This is a genomic window from Paraburkholderia bonniea (genome assembly GCF_009455625.1).
Classification (GTDB): Bacteria; Pseudomonadota; Gammaproteobacteria; order Burkholderiales; family Burkholderiaceae; genus Paraburkholderia; species Paraburkholderia bonniea.
Window position 1 is genome coordinate 556,793 of the sequence record NZ_QPEQ01000002.1, and the last position, 18,079, is coordinate 574,871.

Here is an 18,079-nt window from a genome sequence, read left to right on the forward strand (position 1 = left end):
CATGGGCATTCGCACCCCGGCAACGCAGCAGCAAAAGCACCGCATCACGCCCAGCCTCAGGCCTCTTCCGCCCACGTGAGATTTTCGCGTGCCACCAACGCGGTGGAAGCCGCTGGTCCAAACGTGCCCGCGGTATAGCTGCGCGGCCGCTCGCCTGATGCCTGCCAGCTTTCGATAATCGGCTCGACCCAAGCCCACGCCGCTTCGAGTTCATCGCGCCGCATGAAGTGCGTCAGACGACCGCGAATCACATCAATCAGCAAACGCTCATACGCCTCCGCACGCCGCTCGGTGAACGCCTGCTCCAGATCGAGATTCAGATTGACTGGCAACATCCGCATGCCACTGCCCGGCTCCTTCGCCAGCATCTGCAACTGGATCGACTCGGCAGGCTGAAGCTGGATCACCAGACGATTGCCAGCATGAGACGCGCCATTCGGAATGATTGAAAACGGCAGATCGGCGAATTCAATCACGATCTCCGACACCTTTTTTTGCATACGCTTGCCCGTGCGCAAAAAAAACGGCACATGAGCCCAGCGCCAGTTATTGATCTGCGCATGCAGCGCCACGAAGGTTTCCGCACGGCTGCCTGGCGGCACGTTGTCCTCTTCGAGATAGCCCTTGACCGCCTCGCCATTCACCGCGCCCGCCGTGTACTGGCCACGCACCGTATCGCGCGCCACCTCATCAGGCGTCATACGGCGCAGCGAGCGCAGCACTTTGAGTTTTTCGTCACGCACCGCGTCGGGATCCAGCGAAACCGGTGGCTCCATGGCCACGATGCAAAGCAGTTGCAATAAATGGTTTTGCACCATGTCGCGCAGCGCACCGGTCTCGTCATAAAACCCAGCACGACTACCCACCCCCACGGTTTCCGCCACCGTGATCTGCACGCTGCGGATATACGGCGCTTGCCACAGCGGCCCGAAAATCGCATTGCCAAAGCGCAGCACCATCAGGTTCTGCACCGTTTCCTTACCCAGGTAGTGGTCGATCCGGTAGATCTGCGTCTCGGCAAAATGCTGCCCCACCGCCGTGTTGATCGCCTGCGCGGAAGCCAGATCATGGCCAAGCGGCTTTTCCAGCACCACGCGCGCGTGCTCGTCAACGAGGCCACTCGCCGCGAGCTGATCGCAAATAGTAGTGAACAAGTCCGGCGCGGTCGCCAGATAAAACACCCGCAAAGCATTCGGACGCGAAACACGAGCCAGGCTGGCGTAATCATCCGCCGCGCCAGCGTCGATCCGCACGTAATCGAACAAACCAGTGAACGCATCCCAACCGGCTGACGTCAGTGCTTTTTTATCGACGAACGGCTTTGAATGCTCGTTCATGAAACCGAGGTAATCGTCACGGCTCCAGTCACGGCGGCCAGTGGCAATGATGCGGGTAGCGGGTGGCAAATTGCCGTGCAGATGCGCCATGTACAGCGCCGGCAGCAGCTTACGGGCAGACAGATCGCCCCCGCCGCCGAAAATAATCATGTCGAGTGGAAGGTCCGGCGAAGCGGAAGCGGTCGAAGTCTGATTCGGAATCGTCATAGCGCGGCATACCCAGGACTGGCGATGGTTGAGATAAAACGCCTGGGCAAATCGGATACGGCCATGATGCGCTGGCCGATAAGCTTGCCAGCACCCTGCCCCAGACGTTTCGCAAAGTTTTGCAAAACGCTTATGGTGCAGGGTTTTTCAGTGAATTGCACGAAGTGGAACGGGGCTGGGAGGATTTAAACCCCGTTCCATTGCTGCAGCGATTTAAGTTAACCGGCTCAGGATTAATAAACTCAAACTATAACTGCACCGATCTCTGCCATATATTTATATGCTTCACCGGGAGGTGCATTTTTAAGCTGCTCTTTTTCTTCGAAAGTCTTCTGATCGGCCCTAGTCAAAGCGGCAAATTTATACGCCTGAAAACTATCAGTCGGAGAACCTATAACCGGATAACTGATAACCGGATCACTCCCATTTTGGCCTTTGGTAATTTTAATAATTACGTCATAGCGGCTGCACTGGTTATCTGGATCGAGAGCGATCTTTTCTGCCTCTTCATCCATCCGCTCAAGAAAAATCTGTTTTTCCTCACGCGTGTGGTGAACAATAAAAAACGTACCGTGATCAACCACACTGATACTGGCCGTTTTATTATCGCTATTAGCCTTATATAGACCATCCTCCAGTTCAATTGCTGGAAAATCATTAGGTCCAACAAGCCCAGTTATATTTTTCGTCACTAGCGCCAAAGCACCTTGCATAAAAGCAAAGCCTAATGCGAGTGAATTTTTGTTATGCTCCTCCCCGGAGAAGTTAACAAGACTTTGATAATTAAAATTTTCCTTTTCATCAGCCGACAACGTCCGGCCATTGAGAGAAATAGCAATACCGCCTTTCACATCTCTTGATAACTGCTTGTCCAGCTCGCTGAGCCTGTCCGAATTAACATCCAGGCAATTATTTATTGTAACCTTCATCTCGTTATTTTCACCATCAACCAGATCACTGGAAAGATCATGAACCCTGCTCGCTGAAGTATATTTACCATCATGCGATATAAGGCCAAGGTTAGCACCAATAAGCCGACGCTCTTCAGGCGACAACTTTTCAAGCTGCAATGGCGTTCTCCGCAACAATCTGTCTTTATCAGTGGCATCTATTACATTATTTTCTTTAAGAAACTCCACCGTCTGATCCAAAAAATGGAACAAACAATCAGCCTTATGCTTTCCGCTGTAATTTTGATCATTTAAATTAAGCGTAGCCACCAGAATTTCAAACCTGTCACGTAAATAATCACAGAGGTCGATCATATTCCGGCAATTATCTTTGCTCAGAATAATATCGTCATGCCCAGTTAGACTACGCCGCAAAACTTTATTGAAAATGTTTTTATTCAAAGACCCCGAAACTCCAGTATTAAAGTCACTTACCAGATCGATAAACTGAAATAATTGATTTAACACATTGAATTTAGAGGCGTCATTCACCATAAAATTCACATCTCGATAATTACGGTGTGCTTTTAAAATAAATCTCTCGGCATAAATCTGCGATATCGCTTCTTCAAATTCGCCCTCTACGTTACCTGCCGAAATTTTAGAGATAATTAAGTCATACAGCGAAGCTAATTTAGCCTGTGCCGCATCAGCATTTGAAGTTTGAAGCTGCAATGCCTTTTTGCTCAAATCAACCAGTGCCGGTGTCAGTTTAGCCAGATACTGCTGATTGTCTTCAGATACTTTCAAGCTAGACCAAAATTGTTCAAGCTTATTCACTTTCTCAAGCTCATCCGCACAATCTAGAATCTCTGAAATTGGTTTATTATTGCTGTTAATATCTTCAAATTCCTTGATAAAATCGTCAAGATTCGAGCTGAATTTTGTTAAATTAGACTCCATCAATTCAGGCGAAATTTGCGAACGAATTGTAGTGAAAATTGAACTCAATGTTTCCAGATCACCGTCCGGTGCTGAAGTATGACGTTGCCGCGCAGCAATCCCCAGCTCAACCAATGCTGGCGCCAAAGCTTTCCAATGATGCATCAGGCCATCGGAACTGTTTGACTCAACCCAATAATTTTGCACATAATTTTTAAGCACACTCAATCGCTCTGAAAAATCCAGTTTCGAATCCTTAATTTTCGGAATATCTTCCTGCGACTTAACATATACACTAAAGTTAACATTTCCTTCTGGAAACGTTATTTTTCCGCGTGTATCAACACGAATAACTATATCCCAATTGCGATAGCTACTTTGCATATCAACTGGGGTACCAAAATTTTTCGAATAAAATTTATCTTCCACAAAAGAATCGATAATTGTACTTCTTGTGCGCCTAATTTCTACGTAGGATTTGTGATTAACTGCAAAATTCAAGCCATCTTCATCTATTTCACGAAAATAAAAATTATTATTTTCCACATTTTCACCAAAAAGCTTATCAGCAATACCAGCCCTCGTAAAGTATTTCCCTTCGGCAACCTGTGACCCAGGAATTTTTTGTGAAGCCGCAAGCGCCAAGCCCTTTGCCTGCGCTGCATTGTTATTTGTAAACTTTAAAAATAAATCGTATAACTCTTTGCCGTTCAAATTTTCCTGAATTGGCAGACCATTTAAAATCCATGGATCCCGACTATAATCCAGATGCAACTCCTCATAAAACGTTTGCCTATCCAGCTTACCCTGATCCTGCACCAGCTTTTTGAGTTCATCTTGATTAACTGGATATTTAATAATAAAACACTGCAAACTATCTTTATGCCAGACAACTCCCAGATGAGAGCCGATTAATTTTTGCTCAAGCTTTGAGAGAGCGTAAATTTCTTTTGTTTTAACCGATGCACACCTAGCCTGGTTTTTTTTCAATTCACCATTAAAATTATCAATTAAATAAATTATATTTTGACATTTATCCTTGAAATTTTGGGGCATATCCTTGATCTTCAAGGCCGCCTCGAATATAGGCTTCCGTTCAGCCAAATGCGCCAAAAGTTTTTCTGCTACAACAGGATTTTTATTTTCCAGATACTTTCCAAACGCAGCACAAAATTCTTTTCTGTAATTTCCCTCTTTTTTGACCGAACTGCAGCTTCGATGTATTTCCATTACAGATAAAAACGTTTGCGTCAGTTGATCGGCCGTCTTCGCTCCGCCTAGACGGCCAAAAGCTGTTTGTAAAACATCAGCCTCGCCCGCGATTTTAGGCGCACCAATTTTGTTACTTTCAAAATCATCATCTGATTCGTCGATACTAGAAATATCATCAGTGCTGATATCGCTACCGGTATCATCAACGCTATTCTCGCTGTTGAGGCTACTGCTTACGCTATTATTGTGTTCGCCACTCACGCTGCAAGAAACAAGTTGCGGCTCAGAATTTCTCCGCGGCAAATTCTGCAAATTCAGAATATTAAAATCATAATCTTTAATCTCAACTTTGACATTTGCAGAATTCGAGCCCATCGATTCGCGAGCCTCGATATACTGCAGAATCCCCTTCAAATCTTCAAGCCTTTGGGCTGATGCGCTATTTTCCGGTTGCTTTACCTGCGCCGAAAAATCTGAACTAAATTTTTCCAGACTGGAAATATTATTACCAAGACTCTCTTTCAAAGAATTTGTTTTTTCTGGAGTAAAACACAATAAATCAATCTCGCGCTTTATAAGCACGCCAGGATCGGGAACCCCATGGTCCTTTAAAATTTTATTGCATTTTACTAATTCATCGACCAAGCCCTCGCTCGAGGGAAATTTCTGGGCACATTCTTTTTTCATCTCCAGCAAAACATCATACGCCGGCTTTTTTGCCGTTAGCAGAACAAGCTGAGCTGATTTATCTATATCCGCCCTCAATTGCTTATAATCATTCGGCGCCAGCTTGCTTACGCCAAGTAATATCGCTTTTCGTGCGGCCTGATGCAGACGAGCAAGCTCTTGTTTTCCGGATTTAGTTTTTTCCAATTTACTTAAAACATAGAACGCATGGCACATCGAATCCATTTGAACAGCAATTTTTTCGCTTGCTGCCTCACTATTTTTTCCCGCCAAAGATGTTTTTGAATTCTTAATGCAAAGCAATATCACTGCCTGCATCTGCTTTTTTGTCGATTCAATTTTATCTGAATCAGTGTTATATAGCTTTATCAGATCATTCGCCGCATTACGCCATTTTTTAAGCTCACCCGGTTGATCCTTAGCCGGCATCTTGAGCACATTATTTACATATTCTTTTACTTGTGTCGGCCTTGCCCGGCTGCTGCTCTGGCTGGTGCTAGCCACCGACACATTTCTTTTAGAAAAAGGCGTCTCATTAAAATTGAAAATTTTTGCAAACCTAGTTCTGGCATTCCCCAGAAACTCAATCACAGCATTACCCGCTCTTTGCAGATACGACCATGCGGTACTTTGCGGCAAAGATTTTACATCGTCAGCCCGGTTATTTTTGTTATTTATACCGATCGAATTATTTATTGAATAATTGTCAGACATAATACCCTCAAAAAAATAAATTAAATATTTCTGAATGACTACCCTCATCATCCCTGCTTGATTTTCAGAGAAAACGGAGGCTGATATAAATCGCCTTAGCCAGTCTGGCGAACCAGACTTCCACTCTGCAATACTGAATATTGCGCTTGCCAGACAGCTTCAGATAAATCTATGTAATATTTCAATTTTTTGCATTAAACAACCATGCTGTTTACGCATCCCGCTAACTCTATTACTGGATTTTTATTGAATTGACTGGCAAATTAAACTTGTTATGCTCCACGCGATAATTCTCCGGCATCACTTTTATATCAGAGAGAAAATTTAATTCCGACTTTTCCAATGGAAATTTTTTATTACCCTGACTAATACCATCAAACTCTACGTCTTCCTGCTCCAGATCGCCTTCGCTAGATACATCACTTTCACCTAATAATTCACCCGAGTACAAAGACTCGCTAGATCCCAGACTATTGGTTGATGAGTTAGGAGAAAAGCCATTCAGCTGATCGCTAACGGATAACGCAACCACATCACTCGAATGAATAACCAGCTTGTTTACAATTGGCTCGCCGAGCTTTTCATTCGGGCTACCAGAAGCATGCTGCTGAATCAAAAACATCATTGCATCTACAGCGTCTCCGTCACAACGCCTCCCTTCCAGCCAGAAGCGGATTTGTCCTTGTATTCCCTCAAGTACAATCCTGTTTTGGAGTTCACTGTTTTGGAGTCTATTTTTTATTAATAACGGGGTCGATGCTTCCTTTATTTCCTGCAACCCGGTTATTACATTATCTTGCCGCCCCCTCTGATAAGCATCGGAAAATTCCAGCACCGCCTCTTTCAGGTTACGTAACGCAAGTGTCTTGTTTTCTTTTGCACAAAGCACCTCAACCCCTAGCGCTACCATTGGCCGCATCAATAACTCTTCTAGCGCCTCTCCTCCGGCTTTGTCCACCTTGCAGCGTAACGAATCCAACCGTGGCGTCAGTTGCTCGCGTATCGCGGGCTGGAGATTCCTCACATACTCTTGCTCCTCCGGTGTATGAGCGAGCCCTATCATCAACTCCAGCGCCAGATAGACATCCATCGTCATGTAGATCTCCCCATCCACAGACAAAGACAGGCCCTTTGTAACCTTGTCCCAGTCCAGGAAAACGTCAATCACGGCCCCTGCGCACGCCATCGCTTTACCCGGATCCTGATTTCTCCCTGGCAAACCTACCCGGAAAGCCTCGTCGTACATCTCATCCAGCGCCACGACACCGCGCTGGCGAACATCAGCCTTCAATACTGTTACCTGTTCACTCTTCTTCTGCTGACGCGCCTCACGCGCTTGGCGTGCCATGAGGATCACCTCGGGATGCACCGATTCCGTTCTTTCACTTACAGGACTGGAAGAATGAAAAATCTGCTGATACAGATTGCGAATACCCTGAAGCGGGCTCGTCACAAAGTCTTTCACCTGCTGCCACGCTGAACTCTTTTGGGCCCCCGCGCAGGAAACCCGGGCGTTTTGCCCCTGACGTGGCAACTGCCCACTGTAGGCATTCCGTGCCATCGCCATCGTTAGTGCGTTTCCGTACGCCATCGTGGGCCCCATAGTTATAGAGACAGGTGTCTGGACCTTATGTAACAGCCACAGCAAAGATCGTTCCAACGTAAACGATAGATTGACAGTTATTTTTGGATGGCGCAGCCCCTCTGATTCCCGCAATCCCTTGATGGGACTGGCTTTCACGCCGAATTACTCGTGCCGGATAATAAGAAATATTTCGTAACTTTTTTCTGAACGACTGCTACAAGCCTGGCAAAAACACGCTTGAAAGCAAAATGAAATATCCCCCTCGAACTATGGCGCACGAACCACCGGCCCACGAGCCATGGATGCCGGTACTTATTCCGCCCGCGCTGACTGAATCACCATCAGCACATCGCCAGCCTGAATCAGGCACGGCGGATCCTCATAAAACGACAGCACGTTGCCGTCCCGCACCAGCCCTACCACCACCGCACAGGGCACCGCATTACTCCAGCAACCCACCTCATGCGGTTCGGCCAGACGCTCTAGCAGCGTGACCCGGCCGCGCGTCGACAGCAAATCATTGATAAACGGCACGATGTAATCGCTTTCCACCGCATCGGCCAGCAGCAAGCCGCCAATTTTCGTCGACGAAACAATCACATTCGCCCCAGCCTGGCGCAACTGCCGCTGATACGTCTGCTCCTGGATGCGCACCACGATCTTGGTATCTGGCGCAATGCTGCGCACCGTGAGTGTCAGCAAGATTGCCGTGGCATCGTCGGTCACGCTGATAATCACCGCCTTTGCCTTGCGCACCTGCGCTTGCTGCAGCAGATCTTCACGGGCCGGGTCCCCCAGCAGCCCAGCCACGCCCAGGCCGGTAGCCGCTTCAAGCACCGCTTGCTGGGGATCAATCACGATGATCGCGTCAGGCGCGAAACCGCTTTCGAGCAGCTCCCGTACCGCAACCGAACCACTCAGGCCATAACCGCACACCACAATGTGGTCATGCAACTGCTTTTGCAGGCGTTTCATGCGAAATTCCTCGATCACACGTTGAATCACGAACTGATAGGCCGTGCCCAGAAACACAAACCAGATCACGATGCGAATCGGCACAATAAAAAACGCATCAATCAGGCGGGCACGAGCGGTAACGGGCACGATGTCGCCATAGCCAACCGTCGCCACGGTCACCATCGTGAAGTACATCAAGTCGATAATCCCGAGCACCTCACGGTTGGCATCGCGCAATCCGTCACGGTCGAGATACAGCACGCTGAATGCCAGCACGCATAACCCGGCCACTAGATACACGCGATGCAGCAGCGTGCGTTGCGGCGAAGCTGCAGGACGGGTAAACAACGTGCGGGCGCTGGGGGCTTTCCATGGTCCGCGCGGCAGGCGCGAAAAACGGAAGCGGCGAGACTTGGGACGCTTCTGCGGCACGCGATAGCTCCAGATAAAAGAACCGCCGATTCTACGACGGCTGATGCGGCAGCCAACCATGCAAAATTTCGCCTGACTGCGCAAAATCACACTTGATCTGATTTTTTGTAACCGTTTTGCGGTACATTTGCTCTCCTGCGCCCAAGGCATGGCGCGGCACGTTTTGCGCTCACATGCTCCAGCTCCCAGCGCGCCTGGCGCTGTCTCTCCCGCCTCCACCCTGTTATCCCAATCAGCGGAAACCCTCGCAGCATGGTCAACGAAACTCCCTCATCCGATGCCCTCGCGGTCGCCGAGCGCGTGCGCGAGCTGATGAGCCGTCACGGTATCGGCAAGCGCCGCCAAACCACCGAGTTATGCCGCATCCTCGATTTGAGCTTTTCCCAAGGGCACCGCAAGTTGCGCGGCAATAGCCCCTGGACCCTGGCCCAGATCAAGAAAGTCGCGGAAGTATTCGACGAACCCGCCGCCCAGTTATTTGGCGCGCCGTCGCTCGATCCGGGCATCGTCGGCGCGGTTGCCCAGGAGGCGGTGTTTGCCATTGGTGCCATTGAACTGCCCTGCACGGTGTGGGTTGGCGCGGCGCTCGAACCAGGCAGCCGCCCGGAGTTCGTCGCCTTCACGAAGCAAGATCAGTGGCGTGTGGTGCGGCACGATGGCGCGCTTTATCAGAACGCACATGAAGTTCACAAGATCGAGATCTATCCGCGCCGCGCCGAAACCGATCAACCGCTGATCGCCGTGGTGGATGACGATCACGCCTCCGCTGACAACCTGCGTGACTATCTCGAACACAACGGCTTTGCGGCAGCGGCGTTCTATAGCCTCGCGGCATTCGCCGATGCGTTGCAGACGCAAGGGTTCGATGGCGTGGTGATCGACTGGCTGTTTGGGCCACAGACGGCAGCGGAAGCCATCCGCGCCGTGCGCCACTCAGAAAATCCGGACGCGCCGATTTTCGTGTTAACCGGCGAGCTGCTGACAGGCAAAGCCAGCGAATCCGAAATCAGCGAAGTCATTCGCCATTACGACGTGGCCTGTTACGAAAAACCCGCACGCATGGCCATTCTGGTCGCGGATCTGTCGAAACGGCTCAATCACACTCCTGCTGCGCGCCCCTAAGATTCCCCAAAACTCCCTAAACACCTGGACACATGCTGCATCACGTCGCATCACGTCACGTTGCGCGCGGCAGCCATCGCCCGCTCTACGGCAGCACGTAAAACGTCATAGCGCACGGGCTTAAGCAGGCAGTCGAAAAACAGCTCAGCGCTATCGCCCGCCCCGGCTTCCGGCGCATCAGGGGCATAAGCGCTCACAGCAATCACAGGCACCCCGGCTAAACCTCCGCCCCGCGCACGGAACTCCGCCGCGAACGCATAGCCATCCCGCTCCGGCATATGCAAATCGAGCAGCACCAGATCACATCGCTGCGTCTCAAGCCACGCTAGCGCGGCCGTTGCGCTGGCTGCCGCAGCGGCGGTTCCCCCCATATGCAGCACCATTTCGCAAAGCGACTCACGCACGAGCTGGTTGTCATCCACCACCAGCACATGAAGCTGGGTTGGCGTTTGCACCGCGGAAGATGTCTGGGCGGGCGGCGCTGACGGCACAGCAACTGGCGTCACCGGCAGGCTCACGCTGAACGTCGAACCCTCGCCGACACGGCTCTCCACTTCAACCTCGCCACCAAACAGATCGGCCAGCCCGCGCACAATCGCCAGCCCCATGCCCGCCCCCTCAAAGCGCCGCGACGACGACGTATCGAGCTGGGTGAACGCTTTGAAAACCAATGGAATCTGCTGCACCGGCACGCCAGGGCCAGTGTCACTCACTGCAATCGACAGCTCAGCAGCCTGCTGCACCAGCCGCACCTGCACTGAACCAGTCTCGGTGTAGCGGATGGCATTCGTCACCAGATTGCTGACAATCTGCCTAATCCGGTTGGGATCGGACTCCACCAAGCCCGTCGCACCATGCGCTTCACTGGTGAGCACCAGCCCTTTGGCGCGTGCTTCAGGTTCGTGCTCGTCAATGATCGACAGCAATAACGCCCGCGGTTCGAACTGTTCGTAGCGCAATTCGAGCTTGCCCGCGCCAAGACGCGCGTAGTCGGTCAGGTCTTTCATCTGCGCTTCTAGCTGCCGTGCAGCGGTTTCGAGCCGCTGAATCACCTTGCGGTCCGCCGCCGAATGCGGGTTAAAACCCAGCAGCTCCACTGACGACACAATCGCATGCAACGGAGTGCGCAACTCATGGCTAATCATCCCGAGGAACGCATCCTTGGCCAGATTTGTTTCGCGCGCGGCACGGCTAGCCTGATGTTCGGCTTCGAGCGCGGCGTGCTGCTGACGGATCAGCCTGGTACGGCGGCGGCTATTCGCCACGAGGAGCAGCGCAGCAATCGCAGACAGCAGCAACGCCAAACCGAGCCCGCTGATAAACAACAAGCGCCGCTTGGCGACGAAATCGTCATTCAGCGCGGCGCGTTCAGCCACATCAACAAAGCGGCGGCTCCTCGCCATGTCGTCCATCTCACGCCCATGGGCATGCAGCGAGGCAATCATCTCGTCGGCCTGGGTGATGTCTTCGGGCAACGCGGCGAGCGCAGGTGCCAGGCTATCCAGCCGCATACCCAGTTGACGCATATCTTCCTTTTGCCGCTGCACCTGCATCAACCGGCCGACGTGCAGATGAGCCTGACTCGTCATCAAGCGCAGCTTCGCCTGCAGCGCCTCGTAGCGCTGCATGACCTTGACGTAATCAGGCTCAATCCCGCTGCGGTACAGCAGAAGCTGATTTTCAAGGCAGACATAAGCGATCTGAAGTTGCGTGGCGTCCCAGACAAAACCACCATCCCCAGCGGCTAGCTGATCGCTCGTTTCAGGTTCGAGCAGGTTCGCGTAAAGCAGATAACCGATTGCGCCCAATGGTGCGGCAAGCGCGGCGAGCCAGACCATCACCAGCAGCAAACGGCGCAACACCGGACGCCGGTGCCGATGGCCAGGCGTCACGCCAGGCATAGGTGGCGGAGCGCTATTCAGCATGCAGCCCTCCCGCGCGCAAATGCGCAGCAGCGCGGGGTGAGGCCACGACGATCAGTTTCATCGTCGCCCGCGTCGCGCCAACGAACAGCTTGCGCGCCACACGTTCATCGAATTCAGCGAAATCGACTTCGGTCAAAATCACGCACGGCGCCGACTGGCCTTTGAAACGGTAGATGGATTCGAGCAGCACATCGCCTTCCCGGTAACCTGGATTGCCAAATAAATCGTACTTGCCAGTAAAGCTGCGCAGCCGGTGCGGGCCTAGTTGATCGAGCGCGGTCAGTGCCGAACCCTCCCGGCCGCGAAACGACAGCACCGCAATATCCTGTTTGCGAAAACCAAGGCCAAGCGCCTGTGTGATCGCCCGTTTGGTCGCGTCGATCACACTGTCTGGTGCCAGCGCGGCGTCATACACCGACAGCGCAACCGCCGAGCCATCGAACGGGCTGCCTGACGCCAGCTCTGCCGCAAGCGGCTCCGATGCGCCCACCACCTCGCGCACGTAATCAAGGATGTCGCGCGGGCTGCGATAGTTCGTGGTCTCGCGCAACACCACCCAGCCCGGCAAATCAACGCTAGCGCGCATGTACAAGTTTTGCAGCGGATCTTCAAGCCACCACCATGCACCGCCAGGTTTGAGCAACCGCGCCAGCGCCGCCACCCACGGCTGCTGAAAATCCTGGCCCTCATCAACAATCAGGATGTCGAACTGCCAGCGCGAACTAACCGGTGCCAGGGCAAAGGCGGCCTCAAGCTGGGTGAAGATGCCGGACGCATCAAAGTCAGGCTGATGACCGCTATCACGAGCCACCCAGTCGCAGAGCTGGTGATAGTTCGCCACTGTGGCCTGAGCTGGCGCGATGCGTGTGATGTGATCGGCTAGCGGCCGGTTGAAGCAGACGTACAGCGGATGCTGGCCACGTGCAACGGCGTCTTTCATCACCTGCACCGCGAGTTGCGTCTTACCTGAACCAGCGGTGCCCGATACTCGCAAACGAAACGGCGAAAACTCAAGCCGCCGCGCCCACGTCGCCAGCCCGCCCGCGAGGCGCGTCACGAGCGTGCCCGCCTGACCAATCAACGCACTCGCATCAGGCGTGAGCGCCAGCTCATCAGCCAGAAAATGATGGATTTTCGGCGCACAGGCCAGGCGTGCTTCGTCGGCAGGCAGCGCTGCGAGGATTAGCGCTGCGAGTTGCTGCTTGCGAGTGGCATCGACAATCCGCGCCGGATTCACCCCAGCAATAGCAGCATGTTTGATCGTGTGATCTGGGCAATACAGCAACTCTTCGATGCCATACATCCCCGCGCCAAACGCGGCCGTAAAACGCCGATGCAGATTCTCGCTGGTGCGCGCCAGCGCAATCGCCACATTGCGCTCGGTCTGCAAATGCGCTTTGACCAGGCCAGCGGGCGTTTCGCGCAGAAAACCGGTTTTCTGTTCGACCAGCATCACGCGTCCAGCGGGGCTCACAACCATGAAATCAGCCTCGCCAAATACCGAAAAGTTTTGGTCGATTTGATTGAGACGCGTCCAGTGAACCCCGTGGTATACCGTGTAGCCCTCCGGCAGCGCCTCTTCGAGCAGCGCCAGGGTTTCGCGTTCACGCGCGGCCGCGCCGGTAGTGGCAAGGTGCTTCCAGTCGTCAGGGACGATGCGGGCCATTCAGCGCTCTCGGCAAGTTGGGGTCGCTCATTGTACGCAACGCCTGGCGGCGTTTGAGGGCTCGCTTTGACGGGCCTGGACGGGGTGCTGGGGCTGCTGCGGCACCAGCACTCGCACTACCCGCGCGGCCCGCTGCGCCGCACAGCTTCATAACCCGCCAAGATCAAACCTGGCTAAACCCGGTCAAATGCTAAACATCCTGGTTCAACCAATTTTTTGCCTAATTCCGTTGCGCGGCGCTTAACCGCTTTGTTACAAGGACTCACACACCGATGCAAAACCTGTTCAATGACATTCACCCAGAACGCTGGAATTTTCTCTGGGATGCACTCACCTCGTTTTCACTCTCGCTGTGCGCCGCGATTGCCCTGCTCGCATTCGGATGGTGGATCGCCCGGCGTGTCTCAAACTGGCTGCACCGCTTGCTCACACGTCAGTCGAGCGTTGACGCCACCTTGCGCCCCATCATCTCCGACACCTGCTTATGGGGCATCCGCGTCATTGCCATCGTCGGCGCGCTATCGCAACTCGGGATTCAAACCGCCAGCATCGTCGCGGTGCTCGGCGCAGCCGGCCTGGCCATTGGGCTGGCGCTGCAAGGCACGATGCAAAACATCGCCGCCGGCATCATGTTGCTGCTGCTACGCCCGTTCCGGGTGGGCGACTACATCGACAGCGGCACCGGTGTCGTCGCGGGCACCGTGGAAGAAGTCAATCTGTTCACCACACGCCTGACCAAACCTGACGGCATCTGCGAATACGTGCCAAACAGCGCGCTCTGGGGCAACTCGATTCGCAACTACACCCGCAACCCAACCCGCCGCCTTGACCTCGAAGTCGAAATCGCTGTCAGCGACGATGTCGACCGCGCCATGGCCGCACTGCTGGCACTCGTCAGCGCAGATACACGCGTGCTGGCTGACCCCGCCCCACAGATCATGGTGAACCGCTTTGAAGACAGCACAACCGTTCTCAATATCCGGGTATGGACGAACGTCGACCTGTTTTGGGATTTGCGCTGGGACCTTGCCCGCCAGGTCAGACATGCCCTGGCCGAAGCAGAATGTTCGCTGCCATTGCGAACCCGCTTGCATATCGTGCAAAACGCTACGGGCACGAATGCCGCACCAGCGGCTACCTCAACGACCGCTAGCCAGACCGCCATGCCCCCACGGCAGCCGGACACACACTAAAGGTTTGGCCAGAAATCTGGCTGCGGACACAACCAGTGCAATCGGCACAACCAGCGCAACAGCAAAACTGAGCGCCCGCAGCCACGATGGGTATTGCCTGTGTGGCATGTGTGCTGCTCATCGCAGCAACACGGTGAGCGTCAAACTGAGCCGCTCACCGCATCGCAACAAATAACCACTATTCCTCCAGCGGCATCTCAGGCACATACCCCGTGCCCTATCCTCGCGGTTCCAGAAATTCAAACGCCCGCTTCATTTTCTAATCCTCTGCATCGTCATGTCTCTCGTGTCTTCCCGAAGAGCCTTCATCGCCTTGCGTACCCTGCTGCGCAGCCTGGGCCAGGTTGTGCTGCAACCCAATGCGATTACCGGAAGCGGCGTATTGGCGGCATGGGTTCTATACAGCCCACGGCTCGCCTGCGCTGCGTTGCTCGGCGCCGCCATCGCCAATGCCGATGCCATGCTCGCCAAGCAAGCTTCGCGCGACACCCTCCAGGGGCTTCATGGTTTTAACGGCGCACTCGCCGCGCTCGCCGTCTTTACTTTTATCCATGACAACGCGCTCGCCATTTCGCTGGCGCTGCTAGCCTCGCTCGGCACTGCCTGGCTTCTCGGCCCGTGGTCACGCTGGCTGCGACGCTATGGCCTGTGTTTCTATTCAAGCCCCTGTTTACTAGTCACTGCGCTCTGGCTGCCGTTTATCACCATCAGCAATCCGGCTAGCCCCCCACTCCACGCCCCTTCCACCTCGTTACTAAGCCACGCGGCCAACTGGCTATCCGGTCTGGCTCAAAGCGGCTTTGCCACTGGCGCATGGCCCGGGCTGCTAATGCTGGCCGGCATCGCTATAGCATCCCGCCGGCATGCCATCTGGGCCTTGCTCGGCAGCGGCCTGGCCAGTTCGGCCCACCTCCTTCTGGGAGCCACGGACGCGTCATTCAACATGGGCCTGCTCGGTTTCAATGGCGCGCTAACCGGGCTAGCGCTAGCGGACGCCGGAATACTCGCAGCCCTCGGCGGGATCAGCCTTTCAGTCGTGCTGCAACACTTCGCCAACTCTTACGGCTTGCTCGCACTCACGACACCATTTGTGCTGGCGACGTGGAGTATGCAGCGGCTCAAGCTGCACGCTCACAAAAGCCTGCGCGCTGACGCGGCACGCTAATGCCGCACCACACACACCTCCCGCCAACCATGTTCACCGCTCAACTCCCTGTTCCCGCCAGCACCTTTTCCAGCGTTTCAGCGGAAGAAAAACGCACGCGGACTGATCTGGCTGCTGCCTATCGCCTTGTCGCGCTAAACCGATGGGATGACTTGATCTATAGCCATATCTCCGCGTGCATTCCAGACCAGCCGGGCCATTACCTCATCAACCCGTTTGGGCTGGCATTTGACGAAGTCAGCGCCTCGACCCTGGTGAAAATAGACATCCACGGCAAGGTCATCGGCCACAGTGCGTATCCCGCCAACCCAGGCGGCTTCGCGTTGCACGCAGCAGTGCATGCCGCGCGTGACGATGCCGGGTGCGTGATGCATCTGCATAACACCCCAGGCATTGCTGTCTCGCTCCAGGCAGACGGGTTGCTTGCCGCCTCTCAGCACGCACTGCGCTTCTATGGCCAACTTGGGTACCACGACTACGAAGGCGCGGTTTTTTCACCAGACGAAGGTTCGCGCCTCGTCGCCAATCTCGGCAGCCGGCCCGCACTGCTGCTGCGCAATCACGGCACGCTCACCACTGGCCGTACGGTTGCCCAGGCCTACGTGCTGATGGCGACCCTCATCAAGGCATGCGAAATCCAGCTACAGGCACAAGCGGGCGGCACCCCGCTCACACTCCCCAGACACGAGGTCGCGCTGAAAACCGCAGCACAGCTCCGTGACGACGGCACTGAAGGAGAGACCGAATGGCCTGCACTGTTACGCCAGCTAGATCGAATCGACGATTCATATCGAGATTAATTCACGAGTGCCATCACCAACCGCAGCACGTTTAGCCAGGAGAACAGCATGCCAACCTTTCATATCGAACTTTTTGAAGGCCGCACCACCGAGCAAAAACGTGCGTTTGTGCGTGCTATTACCGAGGCCACCTGCCAGTCTCTTGGCGTCGCGGCAAATACGATCGACATCATCCTGAACGAGGTTAAACGTGAAAACTGGGCGACTGGCGGCCGTTTCTGGTCTGACGAGGACAGCCCATGAGCTTCGATAAAAAATAAAACTAACGCGGATGTTTGAGGTGCCGTGGAGCTTTAAATCTGCGTATCGACCGCATCCGCCTCCCTTCTGCAAACTATTTTTACAATTGCGTTTTTGAACAAATGTAAATTCGGGACGGCCATCCACCCAACGCCGGATTAATTTTCAGCACGCACCAATAGAACATATGAAATTCACTGCATACGTAGAAAATACTTACATCAGCACGTGGCAAGTTATCAAAGCCATGCCTGCCGCCATATTGACAATAAGCATCTTGTTTGCGATTTCAGACTTATTTGACGTTGGCCTTGACATGATATCCGCCTCATCAACCGGCAAAGCATATGATCCAGCGAAGAATTTCTATCGAGGAGCAAACTGGGTCAGCCTGATTGCCAATCTCTATTTCGGCGCATTTATCAGCATAAAAGTTTACCGTTTCATCCTGATCGGTGAAGAGCGAAAATCTTTTATGCCAGAAGAAGCAAAAATTCTCCATCGCTATGTGGGCCTTAGCTGGATTTACATGATTATCGCCTTTGTCACTGCATTCTGCATTGCATTACCCGCATTAATTATGTATGGCGGAAATATTTCGGTCACTCAGATAGGAATTCTTGCGCTTATCGGCGCCTTTCTCATTTTTTACTTTTATATCCGGCTGGCGCTGCTCTTCCCTGCAATTTCACTGGGTAGCGGCATAGAATTAAAAACGGCATGGCGCAATAGCTCGGAAAATTTCTGGGACTTTCTGGCCATATTTACCGTGACACTTCTGCCAGTGACCCTTGTCAGCATAATAGTGGCCATGATTATTTACCAGATTACTTCGCCACTGCCAGAATTTACCCAAATGATTGTCATGATTTTATTTAAAGGAATCTATTGCACGTTACTCAGCGTTATTCTGGCGGCTTGCTGCTCATTGCTATACAGAAATTATGCGCGTGGCTTTAAGAATTTAACACCGGCAAACGGTATTTCAAAACAGGAAGCGTGAAT

At 53.3% G+C, this 18,079-nt stretch carries 12 protein-coding genes; 6 read left to right on the forward strand and 6 right to left on the reverse strand.

Features of this window, described 5'->3' with window-relative positions:
• Positions 1–56: 56 nt before the first annotated feature.
• From zwf to GH656_RS16205, 4 genes are all read right to left on the reverse strand, one after another.
• Positions 57–1,544 carry a glucose-6-phosphate dehydrogenase gene (gene zwf, locus GH656_RS16190; RefSeq protein WP_153077070.1) on the reverse strand — a complete coding sequence of 496 codons (1,488 nt, stop codon included), beginning with the start codon at positions 1,542–1,544 and terminating at the stop codon, positions 57–59.
• A gap of 242 nt (positions 1,545–1,786) precedes the next feature.
• Positions 1,787–5,989, reverse strand: a complete 4,203-nt coding sequence (locus GH656_RS16195; RefSeq protein WP_153077071.1) for a hypothetical protein — start codon at positions 5,987–5,989, stop codon at positions 1,787–1,789.
• A gap of 232 nt (positions 5,990–6,221) precedes the next feature.
• Entirely contained in the window at positions 6,222–7,730 is a 1,509-nt protein-coding gene (locus tag GH656_RS16200) for a hypothetical protein (protein WP_153077072.1), read from the reverse strand.
• 156 nt (positions 7,731–7,886) lie between these two features.
• Positions 7,887–9,023, reverse strand: coding sequence for a potassium channel family protein (locus GH656_RS16205; RefSeq protein WP_153077073.1), 1,137 nt, complete (start codon positions 9,021–9,023; stop codon positions 7,887–7,889).
• A gap of 192 nt (positions 9,024–9,215) precedes the next feature.
• Between GH656_RS16205 and GH656_RS16210 the strand changes: the two genes are divergently transcribed.
• Positions 9,216–10,085: a helix-turn-helix domain-containing protein gene (locus tag GH656_RS16210; RefSeq protein WP_153077074.1), complete on the forward strand. Its 870-nt coding sequence runs from the start codon at positions 9,216–9,218 to the stop codon at positions 10,083–10,085.
• A gap of 50 nt (positions 10,086–10,135) precedes the next feature.
• Here the strand turns inward: GH656_RS16210 and GH656_RS16215 are convergent, their stop codons facing one another.
• Entirely contained in the window at positions 10,136–12,010 is a 1,875-nt protein-coding gene (locus GH656_RS16215) for an ATP-binding response regulator (RefSeq protein ID WP_246184348.1), read from the reverse strand.
• Positions 12,000–13,676 (reverse strand): ATP-binding domain-containing protein, encoded by a 1,677-nt coding sequence (locus GH656_RS16220; RefSeq protein WP_153077075.1) that lies wholly within the window; start codon positions 13,674–13,676, stop codon positions 12,000–12,002. The genes GH656_RS16215 and GH656_RS16220 overlap by 11 nt, the downstream gene beginning before the upstream one ends.
• A 281-nt stretch (positions 13,677–13,957) precedes the next feature.
• Here GH656_RS16220 and GH656_RS16225 point away from each other — a divergent pair, with 281 nt between their 5' ends.
• From GH656_RS16225 to GH656_RS16245, 5 genes are all read left to right on the forward strand, one after another.
• Positions 13,958–14,869: a mechanosensitive ion channel family protein gene (locus GH656_RS16225; RefSeq protein ID WP_153077375.1), complete on the forward strand. Its 912-nt coding sequence runs from the start codon at positions 13,958–13,960 to the stop codon at positions 14,867–14,869.
• A gap of 277 nt (positions 14,870–15,146) precedes the next feature.
• Positions 15,147–16,034 carry an urea transporter gene (locus tag GH656_RS16230; RefSeq protein ID WP_153077076.1) on the forward strand — a complete coding sequence of 296 codons (888 nt, stop codon included), beginning with the start codon at positions 15,147–15,149 and terminating at the stop codon, positions 16,032–16,034.
• 29 nt (positions 16,035–16,063) lie between these two features.
• On the forward strand, positions 16,064–16,834 hold the full coding sequence (locus tag GH656_RS16235; RefSeq protein ID WP_153077077.1) for a class II aldolase/adducin family protein: 771 nt from the start codon (positions 16,064–16,066) through the stop codon (positions 16,832–16,834).
• Between the two features lie 12 nt (positions 16,835–16,846).
• Positions 16,847–17,077: a 4-oxalocrotonate tautomerase gene (locus GH656_RS16240; protein WP_281349685.1), complete on the forward strand. Its 231-nt coding sequence runs from the start codon at positions 16,847–16,849 to the stop codon at positions 17,075–17,077.
• 184 nt (positions 17,078–17,261) lie between these two features.
• Positions 17,262–18,077: a hypothetical protein gene (locus GH656_RS16245; protein WP_153077079.1), complete on the forward strand. Its 816-nt coding sequence runs from the start codon at positions 17,262–17,264 to the stop codon at positions 18,075–18,077.
• Positions 18,078–18,079: the final 2 nt, after the last annotated feature.

Excerpts from the sequence above, each read along its gene's own strand:
- GH656_RS16215 (WP_246184348.1), bottom strand. The coding sequence starts at position 12,010 with ATGCTGAATAGCGCTCCGCCACCTATGCCTGGCGTGACGCCTGGCCAT.
- GH656_RS16210 (WP_153077074.1), top strand. The coding sequence starts at position 9,216 with ATGGTCAACGAAACTCCCTCATCCGATGCCCTCGCGGTCGCCGAGCGC.
- zwf (WP_153077070.1), bottom strand. The coding sequence starts at position 1,544 with ATGACGATTCCGAATCAGACTTCGACCGCTTCCGCTTCGCCGGACCTT.
- GH656_RS16235 (WP_153077077.1), top strand. The coding sequence starts at position 16,064 with ATGTTCACCGCTCAACTCCCTGTTCCCGCCAGCACCTTTTCCAGCGTT.
- GH656_RS16245 (WP_153077079.1), top strand. The coding sequence starts at position 17,262 with ATGAAATTCACTGCATACGTAGAAAATACTTACATCAGCACGTGGCAA.
- GH656_RS16220 (WP_153077075.1), bottom strand. The coding sequence starts at position 13,676 with ATGGCCCGCATCGTCCCTGACGACTGGAAGCACCTTGCCACTACCGGC.
- GH656_RS16205 (WP_153077073.1), bottom strand. The coding sequence starts at position 9,023 with ATGGTTGGCTGCCGCATCAGCCGTCGTAGAATCGGCGGTTCTTTTATC.
- GH656_RS16195 (WP_153077071.1), bottom strand. The coding sequence starts at position 5,989 with ATGTCTGACAATTATTCAATAAATAATTCGATCGGTATAAATAACAAA.
- GH656_RS16230 (WP_153077076.1), top strand. The coding sequence starts at position 15,147 with ATGTCTCTCGTGTCTTCCCGAAGAGCCTTCATCGCCTTGCGTACCCTG.